The organism is Candidatus Thiodiazotropha sp. LNASS1 (assembly GCF_964212655.1).
In the GTDB taxonomy this organism is placed as follows: Bacteria; Pseudomonadota; Gammaproteobacteria; order Chromatiales; family Chromatiaceae; genus Thiodiazotropha.
On the sequence record NZ_OZ156465.1, the window covers coordinates 197,728 to 217,905 of the forward strand.

General features: G+C 57.5%; 22 protein-coding genes. 19 read left to right on the top strand and 3 right to left on the bottom strand.

Going from position 1 to position 20,178, the window contains the following annotated elements:
• Positions 1–7 precede the first annotated feature (7 nt).
• The 10 genes from AB8516_RS00700 (at position 8) to AB8516_RS00745 (ending at position 8,360) form a co-directional block, all read left to right on the top strand.
• Positions 8–682: a FlhC family transcriptional regulator gene (locus tag AB8516_RS00700; protein WP_369157086.1), complete on the top strand. Its 675-nt coding sequence runs from the start codon at positions 8–10 to the stop codon at positions 680–682.
• A complete protein-coding gene (locus AB8516_RS00705) occupies positions 675–2,249 on the top strand; it encodes a ParB family protein (RefSeq protein WP_369157088.1) in 1,575 nt (524 codons plus the stop codon). The genes AB8516_RS00700 and AB8516_RS00705 overlap by 8 nt, the downstream gene beginning before the upstream one ends.
• A 4-nt stretch (positions 2,250–2,253) precedes the next feature.
• On the top strand, positions 2,254–2,862 hold the full coding sequence (locus AB8516_RS00710) for a DUF2857 domain-containing protein (protein ID WP_369157090.1): 609 nt from the start codon (positions 2,254–2,256) through the stop codon (positions 2,860–2,862).
• The gene (locus AB8516_RS00715; RefSeq protein ID WP_369157092.1) at positions 2,855–4,132 is read left to right on the top strand and encodes an STY4528 family pathogenicity island replication protein; all 1,278 of its coding nucleotides are present in this window, start codon (positions 2,855–2,857) and stop codon (positions 4,130–4,132) included. The genes AB8516_RS00710 and AB8516_RS00715 overlap by 8 nt, the downstream gene beginning before the upstream one ends.
• A gap of 205 nt (positions 4,133–4,337) precedes the next feature.
• Entirely contained in the window at positions 4,338–5,120 is a 783-nt protein-coding gene (locus AB8516_RS00720; protein ID WP_108272979.1) for a PFL_4669 family integrating conjugative element protein, read from the top strand.
• Positions 5,121–5,171: 51 nt separating this feature from the next.
• Positions 5,172–5,519 carry a hypothetical protein gene (locus AB8516_RS00725; protein WP_369157095.1) on the top strand — a complete coding sequence of 116 codons (348 nt, stop codon included), beginning with the start codon at positions 5,172–5,174 and terminating at the stop codon, positions 5,517–5,519.
• A 54-nt stretch (positions 5,520–5,573) separates the two neighbouring features.
• Positions 5,574–6,596 (top strand): plasmid segregation protein ParM domain-containing protein, encoded by a 1,023-nt coding sequence (parM, locus tag AB8516_RS00730; RefSeq protein ID WP_369157097.1) that lies wholly within the window; start codon positions 5,574–5,576, stop codon positions 6,594–6,596.
• A 223-nt stretch (positions 6,597–6,819) separates the two neighbouring features.
• Entirely contained in the window at positions 6,820–7,224 is a 405-nt protein-coding gene (locus AB8516_RS00735; RefSeq protein ID WP_369157099.1) for a DUF3577 domain-containing protein, read from the top strand.
• 103 nt (positions 7,225–7,327) lie between these two features.
• Positions 7,328–7,843: a DNA repair protein RadC gene (gene radC / locus AB8516_RS00740; protein ID WP_369157102.1), complete on the top strand. Its 516-nt coding sequence runs from the start codon at positions 7,328–7,330 to the stop codon at positions 7,841–7,843.
• A gap of 88 nt (positions 7,844–7,931) precedes the next feature.
• A complete protein-coding gene (locus AB8516_RS00745) occupies positions 7,932–8,360 on the top strand; it encodes a DUF6573 family protein (RefSeq protein ID WP_369157104.1) in 429 nt (142 codons plus the stop codon).
• Between the two features lie 91 nt (positions 8,361–8,451).
• Here the strand turns inward: AB8516_RS00745 and AB8516_RS00750 are convergent, their stop codons facing one another.
• Together AB8516_RS00750 and AB8516_RS00755 are read right to left on the bottom strand one after the other, a co-directional pair.
• The gene (locus tag AB8516_RS00750; protein WP_369157107.1) at positions 8,452–9,696 is read right to left on the bottom strand and encodes a type II toxin-antitoxin system HipA family toxin; all 1,245 of its coding nucleotides are present in this window, start codon (positions 9,694–9,696) and stop codon (positions 8,452–8,454) included.
• Positions 9,693–10,028, bottom strand: coding sequence for a helix-turn-helix domain-containing protein (locus AB8516_RS00755; protein WP_369157109.1), 336 nt, complete (start codon positions 10,026–10,028; stop codon positions 9,693–9,695). Before AB8516_RS00755 ends, AB8516_RS00750 begins: the two co-directional genes overlap by 4 nt.
• 881 nt (positions 10,029–10,909) lie before the next feature.
• Between AB8516_RS00755 and AB8516_RS00760 the strand changes: the two genes are divergently transcribed.
• From AB8516_RS00760 to AB8516_RS00800, 9 genes are all read left to right on the top strand, one after another.
• Positions 10,910–11,905 carry a phage integrase N-terminal domain-containing protein gene (locus AB8516_RS00760; RefSeq protein ID WP_369157111.1) on the top strand — a complete coding sequence of 332 codons (996 nt, stop codon included), beginning with the start codon at positions 10,910–10,912 and terminating at the stop codon, positions 11,903–11,905.
• A gap of 193 nt (positions 11,906–12,098) precedes the next feature.
• Positions 12,099–12,518 (top strand): pili assembly chaperone, encoded by a 420-nt coding sequence (locus AB8516_RS00765; RefSeq protein ID WP_369163207.1) that lies wholly within the window; start codon positions 12,099–12,101, stop codon positions 12,516–12,518.
• Positions 12,508–13,254 (top strand): hypothetical protein, encoded by a 747-nt coding sequence (locus AB8516_RS00770; RefSeq protein WP_369157114.1) that lies wholly within the window; start codon positions 12,508–12,510, stop codon positions 13,252–13,254. The genes AB8516_RS00765 and AB8516_RS00770 overlap by 11 nt, the downstream gene beginning before the upstream one ends.
• A 267-nt stretch (positions 13,255–13,521) precedes the next feature.
• Positions 13,522–14,298 (top strand): TIGR03759 family integrating conjugative element protein, encoded by a 777-nt coding sequence (locus AB8516_RS00775; protein WP_369157117.1) that lies wholly within the window; start codon positions 13,522–13,524, stop codon positions 14,296–14,298.
• Between the two features lie 15 nt (positions 14,299–14,313).
• Positions 14,314–14,865 (top strand): lytic transglycosylase domain-containing protein, encoded by a 552-nt coding sequence (locus tag AB8516_RS00780; RefSeq protein ID WP_369157119.1) that lies wholly within the window; start codon positions 14,314–14,316, stop codon positions 14,863–14,865.
• A 43-nt stretch (positions 14,866–14,908) separates the two neighbouring features.
• On the top strand, positions 14,909–15,400 hold the full coding sequence (locus AB8516_RS00785; protein ID WP_369157121.1) for an integrating conjugative element protein: 492 nt from the start codon (positions 14,909–14,911) through the stop codon (positions 15,398–15,400).
• A complete protein-coding gene (traD, locus tag AB8516_RS00790; RefSeq protein WP_369157123.1) occupies positions 15,397–17,496 on the top strand; it encodes a type IV conjugative transfer system coupling protein TraD in 2,100 nt (699 codons plus the stop codon). Before AB8516_RS00785 ends, traD begins: the two co-directional genes overlap by 4 nt.
• Positions 17,489–18,223, top strand: a complete 735-nt coding sequence (locus AB8516_RS00795; RefSeq protein ID WP_369157126.1) for a TIGR03747 family integrating conjugative element membrane protein — start codon at positions 17,489–17,491, stop codon at positions 18,221–18,223. Before traD ends, AB8516_RS00795 begins: the two co-directional genes overlap by 8 nt.
• A 289-nt stretch (positions 18,224–18,512) precedes the next feature.
• A complete protein-coding gene (locus tag AB8516_RS00800; protein ID WP_369163209.1) occupies positions 18,513–18,578 on the top strand; it encodes a hypothetical protein in 66 nt (21 codons plus the stop codon).
• Positions 18,579–19,263: 685 nt separating this feature from the next.
• On the opposite strand, the gene AB8516_RS00805 is transcribed toward AB8516_RS00800, so the two are convergent.
• Entirely contained in the window at positions 19,264–19,767 is a 504-nt protein-coding gene (locus AB8516_RS00805) for a hypothetical protein (RefSeq protein WP_369157128.1), read from the bottom strand.
• Positions 19,768–20,178 lie beyond the last annotated feature (411 nt).

The following is a 20,178-nucleotide window of genomic DNA, read 5'->3' on the forward strand; positions in this document are numbered from 1 at the left end:
CCCGCCGATGTGCGTTGGTAATACCGACCGGTTGCTTGCCTTGATTGCCAGGAAGGAAAGCGAAGCAAACACGCCCGGTAACATAGACCTCGTCAATCAAGCACGGCATACGCTCGAGGCCGTTCATCTGGTTAAACTGGGTGCCCGGGCTTCATTGGTATGCCAGCTAACCGGACTGACGAAGAAGGTCGTCAGCGGACTCTATCCGCTGCTTACCGGGATGTCATCACCACCGGGGCAGGTCCCGTTCACGGATACCTGGTACTTGAAATGCAATCGACGTCTATTGCACGCGAATCTTGTTTGGCGATTGTTCCAGCACCTGGAAATAATCAAGCGCACCGCTGCCAAAGTGCTGATCCATGTCTACGAGGTCTATGTGGAGATCGTAGATGCCCCCCTTCTGAACCTGACACGCGCTTTCTTTGTACCCCGCTTGGTCAGGATCAAGGCCTGGTACGAACAGACTTGTGATCACTGCGGCATGTCCTATATCGGTCCACTCGACAATGGTGGGTCGGTCTGCCCGGCCTGCAAGGAATATTTCAACCATCGTTGCCGAAGCTGTGGTGGGGCGCTCGAATATCACCCTATGGGAAGGCGCAAGGTGGTCTGTTCGGAATGTTATGAACGCCAGAGAAGAAACAAGAAACGTCTAAATTACGGTGGGATCGATGGCTAGCCAGGTAGCAAAGGGTGAACTGGCAAAGGCGGCCATCGAAGAACCGGCTGCGATGCTGCTGGATGTGCGTTGTATCAGGCCCTATGAGCGCAATCCACGCCAGTGCGAGAATCCCGAATATGACCGAATTAAGGCCTCGATACGGGCTATCGGCCTCGATCAGCCGCTGGTTGTTACCCAGCGACCCGGTACTACTGACTACATCGTCCATTCGGGGGGCAATACCCGCCTGCTCATCCTCAAGGAACTGTACGAGGAGAACAGTAATGACCGATTCGCTCATGTGCGGTGCCTTATCAAGCCCTGGAACCGGGAATCGGATGTGCTTCTGGCCCATCTTCGGGAAAATGATCTGCGTGGCAGCCTGAGCTTTATCGACAAAGCGCGGGCCGTCTTCGATATAAAGCAACTGCTCGAAGCAGAACTGGGTATCGAGGCACTCTCCCAGAGACGGCTCGAGATGGCACTGCATGCTGGTGGATACGCGCTCAGCCAGGGATTGATCTCGCGCATGGGCTATGCGGTCAAGCGGCTGCTGCCCCTGATCCCGCGGGCATTGAACGCGGGATTGGGCAGACCGCAGGTACAAAGAATCCGCGCGCTGGACGACGCGGCGTTTCAGCTCTGGCAAAGACATAGCCTGGGTGACGAAGCGGCCTTCGATGAGGTATTTGCCGCCTTGTGCCGGCGTTTCGATGACCCCGACTGGGATACCGGACAGTTACAAGGTGCATTCGAGGCCGAGATCGCGGAGCAGGCGGAGGTCAGCATCAACAGGGTACGCGTGGAGCTTGATGCCCAGCTCGCTGGAGAGGTGCTGACGATCCCCGAGTTCGAAGATGACAACGGCACTGCCAGTGAGACAGGAGAAGCTGCAATCCCAGCGGAAAAACCCCAGATGCATTCGCTCTCGCTGCAAACTGAACCGAATGCTGTCAACCGGGGTATTCCCTGCGAAGATCCAGAACAGAACGTAGAGCACGATAGGGCTACAGAGGGCAATAGAGAGACTATTCCTGAGGCAACGGATCTTGCTGAAGAGGCGTCGTTGGAAGCGCCTGATTCCCCTGTCGAGCAGATCCTGACTGCCGGCCAATCCGCTCCCAGTGATCTCAAGTCCTTGCGGGCGCGCGCCTGGACCTTGGCGTCCCGTCTGGCGCAACGCAACGGTATCGGCGAGCTCGTGGAGCCGCTTTCCGGCAAGGGGCTGGGATTCATTCTGCGTGACGTGCCTGACCCAGCCCTGGCCGATCAACTGGATGACGAAACCCTGAGCCAGATCTCCATGGTCTGGTGGCATCTTGCCGCATGTGCGGAGATGACCGTGGCGCCGATCGCGTCCTTGGTGCCGATGCTGCCGGCGGAATCGGTGCTTCGCCGGGCGCTCGAACAGCAGGATGCGGGTCTGCTCTTCAGCGGGGTGTGGACGCTCGATCCCGGCAATACCGGCTACCGGCTGTGGCGTCGTGTGGGTGAACCGGACTGGCGTGACCTGCTCAACCTGATGGATACCTATCGCCGGATCAGCCATCTGGCGGACGAGACCGAAACAAGACTTTGGGAGTAGGGGGATGGAAGGCACCAAGGAATCCGATCTGATCACGGCGGTACTCCTGTACGCGATCCGCTGTCTGGCCGAAGGCGACTATCCTGCGCTGCGCACCATGAACTTCGGACCCAGGGAGATCGAAGCCCTGCGCGAGATGAGCCTCTCGGACCTCTATCGTATCGAGTCCCTGCGTGTCCATTGCCTGCAGATCGGTCTCGACCGGCAGAGCTATTGGCCCATGATGGACAATCTGCGCCAACAGCGTGAGTCGGAAGAGACACAACAGACCCTGATTGCGGCCGATGCGCCGCTGGAGATGATGCAGACGCTGTTTGGCCTGGGGCCGCGCGAGTACAGCCGCATGCGTCGCATGCTCTCGGTTGACCCCTCGGTGGGGCGTCCGCCGGAACCGGATGAGGAGAGCACGCATAGGCTGTGGCACGCCTGGGTGGACCGGGCTGCTGATCCGGTATCCGGGCCACTGTCCCCTCAAGCCTATCTCGAACTGCAGGCCGAAACCGGCCTATTGATGCGCGCGATCTGGAACCTGACCCAGCGTTGGGACCAGTATGGCGATTTGAACAACCACAGTGAACCGGATGCAGCGAAACGGTTGCGAGTCGATGAGTGAGTGTGGCTCAGCGGTTCGCCCCGAAACCCTGGCGCTGGATGCCCTGATACAGGCCACGATCGAACATGCCGGGGAGGGTGAGGTCCGACACGCCTCGGATTCGATGCTGTTTCTTGGCAACCGGCATACCGCCTTTCCTACGCTGGTGGTGCAAGACCCGGTACTCGAGCCGGTGGACAAGCTGGTATGGATGAGCATCCGGCTGCAGGCCAGCGAGACTGGCGGCAATACCGCATTCCCCAGTTACGCCTCCATTGCGCGGACAGCCAATGTCTCCTCCAAGGCCACCATTGCCCGTGCCATCGCCATTCTGCGCATCACCCGCTGGTTGACCCTCTGTGCACGCCTGCGGGGGAAGTGTGGCCGTTTCCAGGGCAATGTCTTCGCCCTGCATGACGAGCCCCTGCCACTGGGCGATGCACTCCATCTCGATTCCGATTACATGCAGTTCCTGAGGGAAGCCGCCGAACATCGCCATGCCCGGGTACGGGCCGTCGCCCGGGGAGCGCTGGCCACGATCGACGAGGACATCGAGTTGGGTCGTGATGTCTGCGCCGATGAACATCCGGTCACGCGTCGCATACAGGCGACCGAGGTGGTGGAAAAGGAGATGCCGCGTCGCTTCTTCGCCTTCAGCGCCAAGGTCATGACCGAGCTTCGCGGCCATTCATCCAGCCGAAACGGTCCGGATCACCAGGAACAAAATATGAACCCGGTGGAAGCGGGGGTGCAAAATTTACACCCTCAAAATTCAAACCCGGCCAGTTGTAGTTGTAGTGAAACTAATAAAACTACGACTACCCACCACAGCGAGCAGAAAAGATTTGTACTTCACGGGGAGGGAGAAGCGCCGTTGATCTATCCCCGGCGCCTCTCGGCCAACCAGCGTGAGCTGGCCGATCGCTATCTCAACCAGGTGCCACCGGACCAGCGCCAGGCCATTCTCGATGAACTGGAGGGGCGGATCCGCTCTGAGCAGCGCGGCATGAAACCGCTCTACGACGAGATGAGCTTCCTGAATTCCTTGTGCAAGGCATTGAAAAAAGGCGAGTTTGAATCCAACCTCGGGATCAGGGTCCATGAGGAGCGCATCGCCCGTGAGCGGGAATTACAGCAGGGCAAAGCACGATGTGCAGACCCATCAGCGATCCCAGGGCTTGAGAATTTACGCAGACAGATCCAGGCCGGGGAAGGCCCCATCGCCGAGATACGACAGACGCTCGGTATACGCAGACCGTCCAAACAGGCTAAGGATTCCAATACACCCTGATCCGCTATGCAGTGATGACACGGTCATCATCCACTCAGGCGGTGTTCAAACTTTGCACCCCCGTATCTTCAGCATAGGTGATGACACTGTCATCAAGTCTCCAGCATAAATCCCAACGGCCCGGAACCGAGTTAACGGTTGTCCACCTCCCTGTTTCATGGAGAGATAACGGCTGATTGCAACAGCCTCGGAGGATGGATGCACCATGAACTCACAACAAGCCATACCCCAGGAAAAGGAGAATACGGCAACCGGTGTGAAGCAGGCGGCTGACGGTCCCGGTGCTTTGCGGGGCCAGGCCTGGCTGACGGTGCAGACCCGCCAGGCACAGCAGCTGATCCGTGGCCGCAACAGCAGCACGGACAAACCGGCGATCATCGGATTGGTAGGCTTTGCCGATCGGTTGCGGGTGATCTGGCAGGCGGCACGTGACGACGATCCCTATGCAGACTGGTGGCTGATCAAGGTGCACCAGGCACTCGATCAGGCGCGTGGGTTCATCGGGAGCCACCAGGAGGAACTGGATAAGCAACTGGCGCAGATGCCGGCCTTAGAGGTGGAGGTGGCGCAATCCCAGCGGCCTTACCGGATCCGCCTCCAGTTCGCCAATCCCTACGCCTACCAGGGTGCTCAATTGATTGCCGCCTACGACACCCTGGTGCGTACCGTAATGACCTGTCGCCATATCGGCCTGTTGGACAACGAGGATACGGAAGGGATCGTCAAGCTGGGCGCACGCAAGGTTCGCGGGACCTTCGTCGTGCCGCAAGGGTATCGGTTACTGGGCATCGATCGAAATCGTCTGCTACGGGGTTCAGGGAGAGATCCACGGGCCTGCCAATTGATGGGCGAGCTGCCGGAGGAGGTGCTGAGCGGAGAAAGGCGCGCACCGCTCGTGCCCCGCAAGGTGGCGTTCCCGATGGCCGTCGCCAGGTCCCTGGCGCTCGAGCCCCTGTCTTACCCGGATCGCGAAAACCACGACGGTTAGTGGTTCGGGTATTCGCTGGTATGCCTGTGTCCACCACCGATAATGCGGCTCATGGCTAAGGCGAGCGGTTGCCATCGAATTGCCCTGCAACTCGAACCCCATATTGCACTGGAGGCGATCATCCTGAACCAGCTGGAACGGATTCCAAGCACCCGGCGTCAGGAGTGGCTGCGGGGATTGTTGGTTCAGGGATTTCTGATCGAGCGCCAGGCGCTGCAGAGGGTTGCCGTAGAGCGAACATCCCGAATCGGAGCGGGATTCTCCGACTGGTTGGCTGGCGAATCCTCCCGGCTGGCTGCTTCGCCAAAGCGCGAACCGATGCCGGCAGCAGAGAACAGGAACGACGCCGTTCACGATGCGAGAAAACCCTTCGCCCAATTGCGCCGGGTCATTGGATGACGGCAATGAACAGAGCGGCAGAAGGAACCCATGACCAAGCGGAGAGGTAATCCCATGACTGATGCAGCACCCATCAACCCTGTTCCGGTCGGTATCGACGATGGCTACGCCTATACCAAGATCGCATTACCGAATGGCCGCTTGTTCGCCATTCCCTCCCGCGGTCGGATTGGGCAGTCCGCTGTCACCTGGATCCATCAGGGGCAGCAACGCATCTTCGAATACGAGACGGAGGAGACGCACTATTCGGTTGGCACCCTGGATGGCGCGCCCACCCATTTCGAGGGTTACCCCTGGTCCGGTCTGAACCGGGTCATCGTGCAACACGCCCTGCAAGAGGCGGGGCTCGCCGGAAGGACCACCCATGCGGTTTCGGGTCTTCCCGTCAGTGCCTTCTACCGCAAGAGCGGCGAACGCCGCCAGGAGGCGATCAGCAAGAAGCAGGAGAGCCTGAAACAGGCTGTACGCCCGCTGGCGGATGTCCTGCCCGCCGGTATCGCCTTCCACGAGGTGATTCCGGAGGCCCTGGCCGCCTGGTATGACTATGTGATCGTGGAGCAGGAGGGCAAGGCCTTGCTGGATGATGCGCGTCTGGCCGTTCCGCTCGCCATTGTGGATATCGGCGGGCGCACCACCGATTTCGTGGTAGTGAAGGATCAGGGGGTTGTCCATGGCTCCTCCGGCTCCCTGCAAGGCGGCCTGTTGGATGTGAAACAACAGGTCGCCAACGGCATCCAGGCACGTTTCGATCTCGAGAGCCTGGGCGAACGGATCGTCTCCCGTGCCGTCGAGCACAAAAGCGTGCGCCTCCACGGCAGGGACTATGACGTGGCATCCCTGGTCGATGCGGCCAAGCACGAACTGGTGGAACGGCTCCACGCGGAGACCCGCCGGCAACTGGGTCTGGGGAACGAACTGGACCGTATCCTGTTCGTCGGTGGAGGAGCGGTGGCCCTGGCTGAACATATCGCCGACTGGTTTCCCCATCAGGCCATCGCGGAGCATCCGGCCTTTGCCAATGCCCGCGGCATGCTCAAGTACCTGCGCTATGTCTGCGAGGCCTCCGATGCGGACTGAACGAGACAACAAAACCGGTTCTATCCGTGGCCACTGCGGTTCAGTGGCAACCGAGGCACCCCCGGACCGTGCAACCGGTGCACAGCGGCATAGTTTCTTACAACTGTCGTCGGTCCATCTTCAAGCAAATGGAACGGCTTTCCATTTCAACCACCCTGCCCGGGAAGCCTTCCCGCCAGGGACGCGCTGGCTCCGGGTCTTCCAGCCTTAAGGAGAAAGCGCTATGTCAAGCAACGAAACACAAAAATATTTCGATCTTCACACCACCGGCATCGGTTATCTCAACCGTGTCCAGGAGGTGACGCCCAAGGAGGGAAACCCCTTTCTGAGCGTCACCATCGCGGCCCTCAGGGGCAGCGTCGACAACGTCCAGTACACCCATTTCGAGTGTCACGTGTCCGGCAAGAAGGCGCAGCAGGTCGTGCGCGAGCTCAAACCGGCCGTCGAGGGCAAGTTGAAGGTGCTCATGGGATTCACGCTCAGTGATCTGTATGGCGAATCCTTCACCTTCAAGAACGGTGACAAGGCCGGCGAGACCGGTGTCAGCTTCAAGGCTCGACTGTTACGTGTGTCCTGGGCCAAGGTCGACGGCCAACCGTTCTACACCGTGCAAGACGACAAGGTGTAAATCCACAGCCGGCCGGGTAATCCCATTACCCGGTCACCTTCCAACCCATCGGGGGATCATACCCCGAGGGACTGGTCTCCCCGTCTTTTCGAGGAGATCCGTCATGAAAAGTACGGAAACAACCGAACCCACGACGGAAGAGGACCGTTTCGAAGGTCTCACCCCGTCCGAACTCAACGATATGGAGAAGCAATCACTGATGGCACTGGCATTGGCGACATTGGCGGAGCAACACAAACCGGGAGAGATCCTGGGCAGTCCGGAGGACACCCGCCGGTATCTGCAGATCCGGCTTGCTGACCGCAAGAACGAGGTGTTCGGCTGCCTGTTACTGGACAACCGGCACCGGATCATCGCCATGGCCGAGCTGTTCCAGGGCACCATCGATGGCTCATCGGTCCATCCGCGGGTCATCGTGCAGAAGGCGCTGGAGCTCAATGCGGCCGCCATGCTCTTTTTCCACAACCATCCATCGGGCGTTGCGGAACCCAGCCAAGCGGATGAGGCGATCACCCGCCGGCTCAAGGAGGCGCTCGCACTGATCGATGTGCGTGTCCTCGACCACTTCGTGGTCACCGCCGGTGAGAGCGTCTCGTTCGCGGAGCGTGGGCTTATCTGATTTTCACAAACCCTGCCGGGGAAGCACGCCACTTCCCCGGCAGGGAAGGAGGTGTGACCCGGTGCTTGTTCAACCAAGGAGGAACACCATGTCCGAATCTTCAACAAAGACGACTGCCGAATCAGTTTTCGGTGAGGTGATAGTCAGCTATACCCGGGCCCAGGCCATCGAGGATGGCGTACTGGTCGACGCGGGTCCCATGGCTAAAGAGGCCGGGTTCAACTGGCCTGTCGCGCTGACATCCGCCGTCTGGGCCGATTGCGTAGCCTGGAACGACGATGACAGCAGGCAAAAGCCCTTCCAAGACCAAGCGGGCAGGCTTTGGGATGTGTTGTTTATGGCGTCCCAGGCGATTCGCACCAGCCGAGGATCCGGTGACCGGCAGCTGTTCAAGCTCCACCGGGTGCCGCGTGACGGCAAGGCGATGAAAGCGGAGCTCGTAACGCTGAAGCTGATCGTCGGGCCGGGTGATCAGGGTGAGCCTGTCATCACCATCCTGCTACCCGACGAAGATTAACAACGCCGGAATCCTCCGGCATCTTGCCCCTGGCCACTTGGGATAAAGTGGCACGCTCTACTTCTTGGCAGGCAGCAGCCCACTACTACCCTCATGCGATACCGTGACACTGCTTGGTCACGATCTGCTCGATACGCTGCAGCGCCGGATAGTCACCAAATCGGGCTTTAAAGGTCGCTTTTGTCGCAGCCAGGTTCTCCAGTAACAGGGCCGCGGTTTCTTCAACCAGGTTGGCAAGAAAGCGTGGCCTGATGTCACACTTTCTGGCGAACTCGTTCCAATGGGCTGGCGTGATCACACTGGGATTGCGTTCTCCACCAACCTCAAAGGCGAGATGGTAGTCGATACGTTCAATCGCGCGGGTAGAGACCAGATCATAGAATGGGGCCAGGCGGATCTCGCCGCTGGGCAGGTGCAGCAGGGACAGGTTCTTGGCGTGGCCATCGGAGTTGCCTGCCAACACATTGAAGATCTGCCAGCGCAGCAGATGCAGGGCATCGGCGGCCGGGTCACTGGAAGCGTCCTGTACCAGGCGATAGCACTGGTCAAAGGCGGGTCCACCGTTCTCCTGGTATTTTTTCTCATGCCCATACCCCAGGGCCTGGCAGAAATCCTCCTGATGCAGCCGCTGCACCTCCCCCTGTTCATCCCGAATGCGATCATAGCGTGCGATCTGCGCGTAACGGATCTGCTCGATTGAGTGTAGCTCGATATCCGCCACCGGCAGACCGATCGCTCCGGCCAGTAAAGTCGTAAAGGTCTCATAGGCGGGCAGGTGACGATAGTCCGCCAACTCGAATTTCAGGATGTGGCTTGACGGCGCTTCTCCCTGGGGCAGGAAATAGGTGTCGTCTCTCAGCAATATGGGGCATTTATCCTGGGCACCGGCAAGGGAAAGCCGGGGACGCTCGTCCTCCGGCCAGGTCGCATAGATCTGGCCGCGCCGGGCCGCCAGGTTGGCCAGATCCTTATCGGTCAGGCGACGGTAATGATGCTCACCCGAAGGTGTTCGCTCTACGGAGAGGATCGACAGTGCGCCCGCACACTCGCCGCCGATGGCGCGCAGCAGATCAAAATCCGTGTTCGGGATTTTCAGGTCGCGGACGATGTGTTCTCTGACGCCCCCCTCCGGGAGCAGGTTGGCGAAAAAGCGATGGGCGAGGGCATCTTCGGCCGCGAATTCATCGTGTCTCAAGGGTAGGGTATGAGAGATCGCGAAGCCGCCGGCGATCCACTCAGGATCGTAGCGAAACCCGATGGCGCCGACTGGGGTACGCCACAGATAGCCGACCAGGCGTTGCTCATGCCAGACGTTGAGGGCATCGGGGTCGATCACGACGTCTCCTCCCGGGTATTGCCGGCGCGGGAACCCGGTGATGGGGAGGGCGAGCCACCCCGTGGCTGAATGATGACCTCCAGCCCCAGGGTTCGCAGCGCCTTCAGGATCTTGCCGATCTCGGCGGTCTCTTTACCCCGTTCGAATTCGGACAGGAAGCGCGTGCTGAGGTTACCGAGCCCGGAGACCGTTTCCAGGGTCAGGCGCCGGCTTTTTCGATGCGCACGTACCAGCCGGCCGAGCGCTTCGGCCGTTTGGACCTTTCCGTATGTGATGTCAGTTTTCATTCGGATCGCACCTACTAAAAGATATCGTACGGTAAAAAATAGCACTTCAAGTAAACTAGATCAACAAAAAAATACCGTACGTGATAAATATAATATTCGGTACTGTATTGACTCAAATAATATTACGTACGGTAAAAAAACAGGCTTAGGCCATCTTATACGACGGTATGAGCAGGCGTAATAGCGTATCCCACGTTCTCCACGTGCGAACATCCATTATCCCGGTCCGCTGTCTAGAGTTGCAGCTGTCCACAGAGTCCCCAGGCCTTGCCCGCCACGGCGTAGCGAGCCCCCCACTCGCGCAGCCAAGAGCGGGGCCGCATAAGCGGCGCCTGTGGACCCCTGTGGGCAGGTGGTCATGCTCCGAAGGACTGTATCAGCCGACTGAAAGCAAGCCCTGTGACAGGCAGTCGCCTGACGCAGGGTTTGTCTGATCCGAAGAGGTCCTCGTCACTGGCAAGCGCAGCGGGGTAGTGACGAGGGCGGCGACTCAGGAAATAGCGCGCGAAGCTGGCAGAATTTTTCAGTGAAAGGCCAGTGATGACCAGCGATACTGCCGCCCTCGACCGATTTTAACCGTGGCCACTGCGGGTACAGTGGCGCCCAAGCGCATCCGGATCCTTTAACGCGCAGCAGCGAAAGCCGTGGATCCATCTTCCAAGCCGAGCCGATCACGGGATCGGTTCATCCTCGCAGGCGCTGGCCTGCATTCACTCGACGAACCGTGACACCCGCCCTTAGCGGTGCTGTTCATGTTCATTTTTCATCATCCGCGGACATGTTCCGACTAACTGAAAGGAGGTGATTAACCACACTCGAAGAGCGCCCGTGAAGGGCTTGTTGGTCCACGCTGGACCTGTTTCCTCCGGGAAAAACCGGCGTTGCCTAGACCAGGCAGCTTTAGGTCGCAATGGGCGTAGTGTCCCATGACCGTACCGCGCGCCCTGAGCGTTGTTGAAAAACGACGCGAGGAAGTGCCCTTGGGGTATACGCGGGACCGAATGGCCATGGCCACCGGTTGGGTCAGAAACACTTACCGATATGCGAGAACACTTTTGAGAGATCTGAACTACCAACTCAAGCAGATTTGCCGTCGAAACCGGGACGGCAGCTTTACAACCCAGCGAGACCGGGAGCGGCTGCTGACGCAGATCGCCGACCAGCTCCATGATCTGGGTTACCGTCATATGAGCGCACAGTCGCTCAAGCCCAAGCACATCGAGGCTTTAGTCAAAAACTGGCAAGAAAAAGAGCTGTCGGCCGGGGCAATGAAGAACCGGCTGGCAGTCATTCGCTGGTGGGCCCAGAAGGTCAATCGTCAGAATGTCGTTGCACGATCGAACGACCACTATGGTGTTCCTAACCGGCAGTTTGTGACCAACGAATCCAAGGCCCGTAGTGTGGGGGCGGAAGAACTTGGCAAGATTCGAGATGCCCGAGTTCGGATGAGCCTGGAACTACAGCAGGCCTTTGGCTTGCGCCGCGAAGAGGCGATCAAGTTCATACCGGACTACGCAGATCGCGGCGACCATATCGTCCTCAAGGAAAGCTGGACCAAGGGCGGCAAGGCCCGAACCATCCCGATACGGATTGAGGCACAACGTACCGTTCTCGATCGTGCGCGACAGTTGGCCGGTAAAGGCTCGCTGATTCCCAGCGCAAAGAACTACCGACAGCAATTGCGATTGTACGAAGCCGAGACTGCCAGGGCAGGGTTATCCAGGATGCATGGTCTTCGTCATGCCTATGCCCAGAACCGTTATGAGGAACTGACCGGATGGCGATCACCCGCGGCGGGCGGTCCTCCAGTCAAGACGCTCACGCCGGAACAAAAACGGATCGATCAGCAAGCCCGTCTGTCGATCAGTCTCGAGCTCGGGCACGAGAGACCACAGATTGTGGCTGTGTATTGCGGGACGTGAATACAGCCACGAAAACACTGCGCCGGTGAGAATGGATTATTTATTTTCAGTACCCAAGCGCACCTTCATGATGCCGGCCAGGTTGTAACAAACCACTGAGGCCGAATCCACTATGAAACGATCACTCTTTAATCTTGCTCACCCTGGTGCAGTAACGGCGATAGGTATCGCCGGCATTTGTACTGTCGCCAGCATGAGCGTTCATGCAAGCGATATCCAGTCAGGCCGGTATTCGATGTATTCGACAGCTCCGACCCAGGCGCAGGCGAACCTGTTGGAAGCGACCGTTACCGTTCAGTTGCCAGCGCGGATCCAGACCATCGGAGAGGCAGTGCGGTATCTCCTGCAGCGCAGTGGATATCGGTTGGCTGCTACTGAATCCACTGCGCCGGAAACGCTCGCGTTATTTGCGCTTACGCTCCCGGCCGTGCATCGCCATCTTGGGCCGATGACATTGCGCGAGGCGCTGGAGACACTCGCCGGTCCAGCCTTCCATTTAGTCCAGGATCCTGTTCACCGACTGATCACATTCGAGCAGTGTGCAGTGAAGCAGGTTGCTGCCCACGAGACCATGAACATGGCTAATGTGGAGGTAGCGCAGGATGACGACTGAGCAGCAACCGGAGCAGATCAATCCGTCAGAAAAGGAGAGCAAGCAGGATAAGGCAGAGAGGCAGCCAAGATCCCGGCGGCTGGCTTACAAGTCCGTACTGACCGCCGTTGTGGTCGGTATCGTTGTCATCAGTGCGCTGTCGCTTTCCAGGATCCAGCGGCAAGATGAACTCCAGATACAGGACTCCAATACCCCAACCCGGGAGATGATCAAAATACCGGAACTAGGGGTAGGTGCGGACGAGGACAAAGTCGAGCAGATCGATCAGAGGCTGACATCATTGTCTGGCCGGATCGGCCGCGGTTTCGAAGCGCAAGTGGCCCTGAGTGCGGATGTGAAGAAAAGCCTGGCTTCCGTGGCCGAAGGTGTTCACGCGATCAAAGTGGCCGTTGCTGATCTCACGGAAAGTAACCATGCCCTTCGCCAACGTATTGACGAGTCCATTGCGCGGATGAATACCCTCATCAAGGAGACTCAGATGCGTAAGGCCGCCCAGAAAAAGCCGGTGGCCAGGCCGAAACCTGCACCCGCCAAAACTCCACCGTTTTATGTCGATGCCATCGACGTTTGGGATGACATGACTTACGTGGCCATCTCCCAGGCAGGCCGCGTTGCATTTTTGAAGTCCGGCGAACAGCAATCAGGCTGGACAGTGGCTGGCATCGACCGCCTCAAGGGCAGGGTCGAATTCAAGGGGCCGCATGGCCAGAACCATTCCATTTCATTGCAGAGGTAGAACCGATGGAAATCGTATTAGCCGTGTTATTGCTCTTCGGTGGTTTTGCGCTGGGATCCGCGACAGCAGAGAAAAATGATGGTGCTGAACCATCCAGCAATAGTGCATCTCGTATCCAAACTACGGCAGATTCCGTTCCCGCTACACAGGGGATGTGCGGGTGTCTGTCTGACAAATCGGGAATGTACCGGGATCTGACGATGTCCTATATCGTCCAGAGAGACCAGGCAGCACCGAAGGCCGATACGTGTGAAGGGGAATGCGCCGATGAGTAGACGATGGAGATCTATGGTATTTCTGGGCGCTCTTATCACGTCGACTACTGCGATTGCTACCGAATTATCACATACACAGATTGAGGAAACCCGGCAGGATAGCTCGCAAAAAGCCACGAATGTTTTATCAGCCACGGATGTGGCGCATGCCCGTCTGTGGGGTTTGTCGGAGACGGAGTGGCGCCGTTACAAACAGTTGATGCAGGGTATTCGCGGGAGTATCAGCCCGGCGACGATATCGCCCATCGAAGTGCTCGGTATTCATGCGCGTGATGATGCGGAGCGGCAGCGATATGCCGAGGTGTGGGCGCACGCCATGTATGAAGACGCCGGCCGTATCCTTGCGTTCCAGCGCGCGTACGATGCAGCAACCAAGCGCCTGTATACGAGTATGTCGCTGATCGACATCAGCCGGTTGCCGGGTAAGACCGAGGTGAAAAATCCCTTTCAGTCCGGAGACCGCCTGTTGTTCTTTACTCGCCCGGATTGTCCGGCCTGCGATCTGCTGTTGAATAAGCTGTTAAAGCGGATCGACGAAGTCAACGGTATCGATATTTATCTCACCAATGTCGACAAGGGCGATGATCGCGCCGTCAGGGACTGGGCGTCCAATCACCAGATTGATCCCGACTGGGTACGCAGCCGGCGGATTACCCTCAATCATGATGGCGGTGCCCTCGACAAACTGACCCAGGGGCAGGGTGACGTCCCGTCCGTATTGCGCCGTCGAGGCGAGGACGTCTCAAGACTACCGGTTTCGGAGCTCTAGCTTATGGTGGCGTTGATGCGAGTTTTCGGCTGGCCGGTCGTATTTGCCGTTATCGTTTCGGCCGTTCTGGCGCTTCCTTCCATAACCAGGGCGAATGAATCCGTGCCAGCGGGTTATCGCATGATTGCGGCGGAGCATGGAATACCCCAGAGCGTTCTGTTCGCTGTGGCACTCACTGAAAGCGGTAAGCAGACGGGACAGACCGGTACCCTCCGGCCATGGCCCTGGACATTGAATGTGGCCGGTCGGGGTTACTTCTTTGATTCCCGGCAAGCGGCCTGGCAGGCGTTGATGACGTATCTGGAGGAGGGGAAGCGCTCCATCGATATCGGCCTGATGCAGGTCAACTGGCGTTATCATCAGGATCGGCTCGGGACCCCGTGGCAGGCACTCGATCCGTATCACAACATACGCGTGGGCGCCGGGATTTTGCAGGATTGTTACGCCACGCGGCAGGACTGGTGGGGTAGCGTCGGCTGTTATCACTCGCCGAAGGATTCTTACCGCGCAGACCGGTACCGTCGCCGTGTTGTCTCCCACTGGCAGCGCATCGTACAGGAAGGATGACTTGATGGGTCGATTCAATCTTTATTACCGCAAGGTTTTGGTCATGAGTTGCTTGCTCGTACCCGTCATGGCCCAGGCTGATCTGACCGTGATCCATGACAGTGGCAATACACAATCCATTGCGCCTTTTCTGGAGGTTTTTCAAACCCAGGATGGTTTGCCACAGCAAAGTCCGGTTCCTACAAAACCCCAGCTCGGGGCCGCTGACCCCAAAGCCTGGTTGCCGATTCAATCACCCGGCCTGGCACCGGGACCGGTGCAGGCTCGTACGCATCACCGGCCGTTCACGCGGCCATTTTTCTTGATCGGGTCAGACAGCCGTTCCCGACAGTGGCTACAGACACACCGCGATCGGCTCAAGGAGATCGGTGCGGTCGGGATGCTTGTGCAGGCAGAGACGATGGATGATTTACGAACGATTGCCAGATTGGCTGACGGCATGTCTATCCTGCCAGCCTCGGGCAGCGACATCGCGAAGGCACTGAGCGTTTCGCATTATCCGGTGCTGATCTCTGCGCACGGCATCGAGCAGTGAGCGCGCATCCCATCGAGGCCCTGCTGCGGCCCCCAGTCGAGCTGTGGTCGGCCTTGGTGGCCTTTGCGACGGCAGGGATAGCCATTCTGGCGCCTTGGGCGCTGATGATGCCGCCGGGTGTCGCCTATGGTGCCGGCGCCGTACTGGGACTGATCGGCCTGATCCGGGGCCGACAAGCCTGGCGGGTACTGCGCTACCAAGGCAACATGCGCCGGCTGCCCATCTATAAGGTACGTTCCCGCAAGATTCCCCTCAGCCGCCGCAAGCTCTTTTTAGGACGGGGCTTTCGCTGGACCCAGAAACACACGCAGCGATTGCGCGATACCATCCGGCCGGAGGTCCAGCGTTACGTCCAGCCGGGTACTCTGTATCAATGGGCGCGCCGCAAGGAGGTCGCCTGGGAATCGGTCCCGATTCTGAGTTTGTTGGCGCAGCTGTTTCGGGTCCGGGCTTGGTGGAATCCGCTGTCGCCGTTGCCGGCCGTCGGTGGCAAACCGGCCCTACACGCTGTCGAGCCTGACGAGCAGGATGTGTGGATGGACATCGGTGAGCGGGTGGGTCATACCCTGGTGTTGGGGACCACTCGCGTCGGTAAGACCCGGCTGGCCGAGATCCTCATCACCCAGGACATCCGCCGCGGTGACGTGGTGATCGTCTTCGATCCCAAGGGGGATGCGGGTTTGTTGCGGCGTGTGTATGCCGAGGCCAAACGGGCCGGACGGACCAAAGACTTCTATATGTTCCATCTGGGATTTCCGCAGGTTTCGGCTCGCTACAACGCCATCGGTAACTTCTCGCGCATCACCGAGGTCGCCACCCGCATCGCCAATCAGTTACCCAGCGAAGGAAATTCAGCGGCCTTTAAGGAATTCGCCTGGCGATTCGTCAACATCATTGCCCGCGCACTTGTGGCGCTAAACCGCCGTCCGGACTATCAGCAGGTCCGACGCTACATCAACGATATTGAACCTCTGTTCACGGAGTATGCCGAGGCGCATCTGGATACTCACGGCGCCGAGGACTGGAAGGAACAGGTCGAGGAACTGTCGAGCAAAATCTCGGAACGCAACCTGCCGGCAGCCCTGCGGGGGCGCAGTAAAGAAGCTATCGCGCTGATGCGGCACCTGCAGACACAGGACCTCTATGATCCTGTCCTCGATGGGCTGGTGTCTGCCTTCAAGTACGACAAGACCTACTTCGACAAGATCGTCAGTTCCGTCGGTCCGCTGATGGAGAAGTTGACTACGGGCAATATCGCCGAACTCATCTCCCCGGATTATCTGGATAAGAACGATACGCGTCCGATCTTCGAATGGATGGAAGTCATCCGACGCAAGGGGATCGTCTACGTCGGTCTGGACGCCCTGACTGATACAACCGTGGCCAGTGCAGTAGGCAATTCCATGTTCGCTGATCTGGTGTCGGTCGCAGGACACATTTACAAGCATGGCGTGGACGGAGAATCCATCGACACCCCGCCCACCATCTCCATGCATGCCGATGAGTTTAACGAACTGATCGGTGATGAGTTTGTCCCCCTACTGAATAAGGCCGGTGGCGCCGGCTTTCAGGTCACGGCCTACACCCAGACCTGGTCAGACGTGGAGGCACGCATCGGCAATCGTGCAAAAGCAGGGCAGGTCGCAGGTAACTTCAACACAATGATCATGCTGAGGGTGAAAGAGCTGGCTACAGCCGAGATGCTCACTGACCAACTACCCAAGGTTGAGGTGTTCACATTGATGAGTGTCTCGGGTGTCAACGATTCCTCGGAGCCGGGTTCCGGGATCGATTTCAGCTCCCGCAACGAGGATCGAATCAGTGTTTCAGAAGTCCCGTTGCTTACACCGGCCGAGTTGATAACCCTACCCAAGGGACAGGCCTTTGCCCTCCTGGAAGGTGGCCAGCTATGGAAGATTCGCATGCCGTTACCCGCGACGGACTCGGATATGCCTGAGACGCTCACCGAGATAACCAATGAGATGGAGCGCACCTACATCACCAACGATCACTGGTACCGCGTGCAGGAACCGTGGTGGGGAGCCGCGCCGGACGTCAGCGAGCCCGAGGTAGAACCGGAGGGCTCCGATGGCTGAGGCCGTGGCTGATCCTCGTCGCCGGGTAGTTCAGCAAGGGCTGTTTTCGAAGGCCTTATCGGCTGTAGCGAAGGTCATCCTGTGGTTATTGTTTTCGCTTTTGTTCTCGATCATCGTGGAGTGGGCAGGCATGGTGCTTTGGTGGCCGGATGAAGGAGTCGATCACAGCCGCACCATGCTGGTTACGGAAATCAGCTACCTCGACGATGATTTTCGTCGCAGTGTTGTGACTTCCGATCCAGCACGATTCGCCAAACGGTTTGCCGATAATTCCTACCACTACCTTTTCGAGGTGACTCGGTTTGTGGATTTCATCCAATGGGTGTCACTGCCTCCGCGGAAGTACGAGCAGGGCGTCAGGGCGACGCTGCATAAAGTCTATAAACCCATGGCAGAGTACGTACTGGCCATGATGCAGGTGACCCAGGTGTTCTCAGTGCGCCTTGCCATTTTGACCCTGGCGATGCCGATATTTTTACTGTTTAGTCTGGTTGCGCTCGTCGATGGATTGGTACAACGCGATCTGCGTCGATGGGGTGGGGGGAGGGAGAGTTCCTTTGTCTACCACTATGCGAAGAAGGCTGCACTGCCTTTGGTTGTCCTGACCTGGGTGACCTATCTCGCCTTGCCTTTTAGTTTGCATCCGACCTTCGTCATCTTGCCGTTTGCAACCTTGTTTGCGCTGACGGTAGCGGTGACGGCGAGTACTTTCAAGAAATATCTATAAGATCACAGAAACTTGTAGGAACTTGCGAGAGTTAACTTTCTGTTTAAATTCCAAGATGTAAGCAACCGGCTTTGCCGGTGGGATCCCATAAGGTCTGCCGTTCTGTGGTAAAGGAATGAGGTAGATTCTCCTCTGAACCCGCCAAGGACAAGAGGAGAATCCAAATGAGAGAATGGCATAGCCAACTCCCGTACGGTGGCGTTGTTATTGTACCGAAATAGAAAGAAGGCAATATATGGTGAGGAAGCCGATAGGAGGGGAGCTGAAAGGTCTCCGTGGATAATTTGGCGTGGAATTAGTAGAAGGGCATACGATGCCTGATCATGTCCACCTCTGTTTGAGTATTCCACCGTAACTCAGCGTTGAGTACACGACTGGCCGATTGAAAGGGAAGTCTACAGTTAGAATTCGCTGGGAATATATCAAAGTACGGGGGGGCAAAGGGTTTTCATTTTTGGTCGACGGGGTGCTGTGTGAGCACGGTTGGACTGGATGAAGCCAAGGTAAGGCAGTATATCCGGCATCTGGAAGAGACAGAACGTCGGCAAGAAGGGTTTGATTTAGACGACTAACGTTACTGATGCATGTCCAACGGCCCCTGTGTCGCCCTTACGCCAAACGCTCCCCCTAGGTGCTACATCATGCCCCCCGCGATGCGGGTGGTGCCTGACTCTCTGTGGAGATACATTTCTGCCTATGTTTCCAAACCGGAGGTTATCAATTAATTGTTTCGAATATCACAAGTATGTAATGGACCGCGGTGCAACCAAACCAGACTCTAAGTGATTCATGCTCAACCAATTGATGTACGGGAAAGCAGACGTTCACGGCGTGTTGTTGCTTTTGAAGAACATGGTTATACAGTTTCGATTTGGCCGGTCTGCCGTGTAACTAGTATGTAACATAACTATCTGCACGGTTTATCGAGTGACGGTAGAGGTAGGTGTCAGAAAATCGCTCAGCGGTGTGTTAGAAAGCCCCGGTTGGTCCGGGGCTGAAGTGGAAAAGGGTTTGACCGCTAAGATCAGAAGTCTACGTGGTTACTCCTTGCTGACAAGGAAAGTAGACAGACTCTGAATCGATACTATTGCCAGAACCGGGGCGTGGCCGATCAAATCACCGGAGGCACTCAGGAAGTATGCGACCAGGATCAGTAGCGTGAACCATTTTCGGGTGTTGGGGCCCACTATTACAAAAGCCACTTTCCCTTGCGGAAAAAACGCTGCGTAAGTTTCCAGCACATTAGCGATGAGCAACGGCAGATAAACGAGAGGATTCACTGCATAGGTCGCGTAAGCCACATGGCCAACGCTCCGCAAGACACGAATGAAGCGCTCCTGGAAGACTCGAGTGGTTGCTTCACTTGTTTCTTCTGCGAAATCTACTTGTGCTATACCGCTAAGCACGTACGACGCAATAATTACCAGGAGAGGCAATGCTTGGCCGGTCTGCAAGTGACTCCAGTGATTGGCAAGAACTTGCGAATATGCTGATGCTTTCGCCACATGGGCGGCAAAAGCCGCTAATTTGAAACGAACATACATGGTAACCTCCGAAAAGTCACTATATTTCAGTGTGTTACCCACAGGCCGGGGAGGCTGTATGGAGGGTAAACCTCCAAATCTGCTAGACTTTTCTGGCCCAAGCGCAGTCTTCACGGGTTCTGTGGAGTTCTGTGACGCGGGAAGAGGTGTCGCCTGGTGAAATAGGCCTCATCAAAGGCGGCACCTCGCCATCATCACCCCAATCAGAACTCTGATTGGGGTTTCAATTTATCAATGCATATCAGATATGTAACGGAAGGCTGAATATAAAAACTATCTACGCTGCCTTAGTAAAAGTGCATTCAATTTCCGGAATGGAATTCTTCGTAGAAAACTTTTTCGAAAAGAAAAAAAGATTTTCCTCGACCTTTATTTGAAGTGCTCCCGTACCGAAGGTAGCGTAAGTCTAAT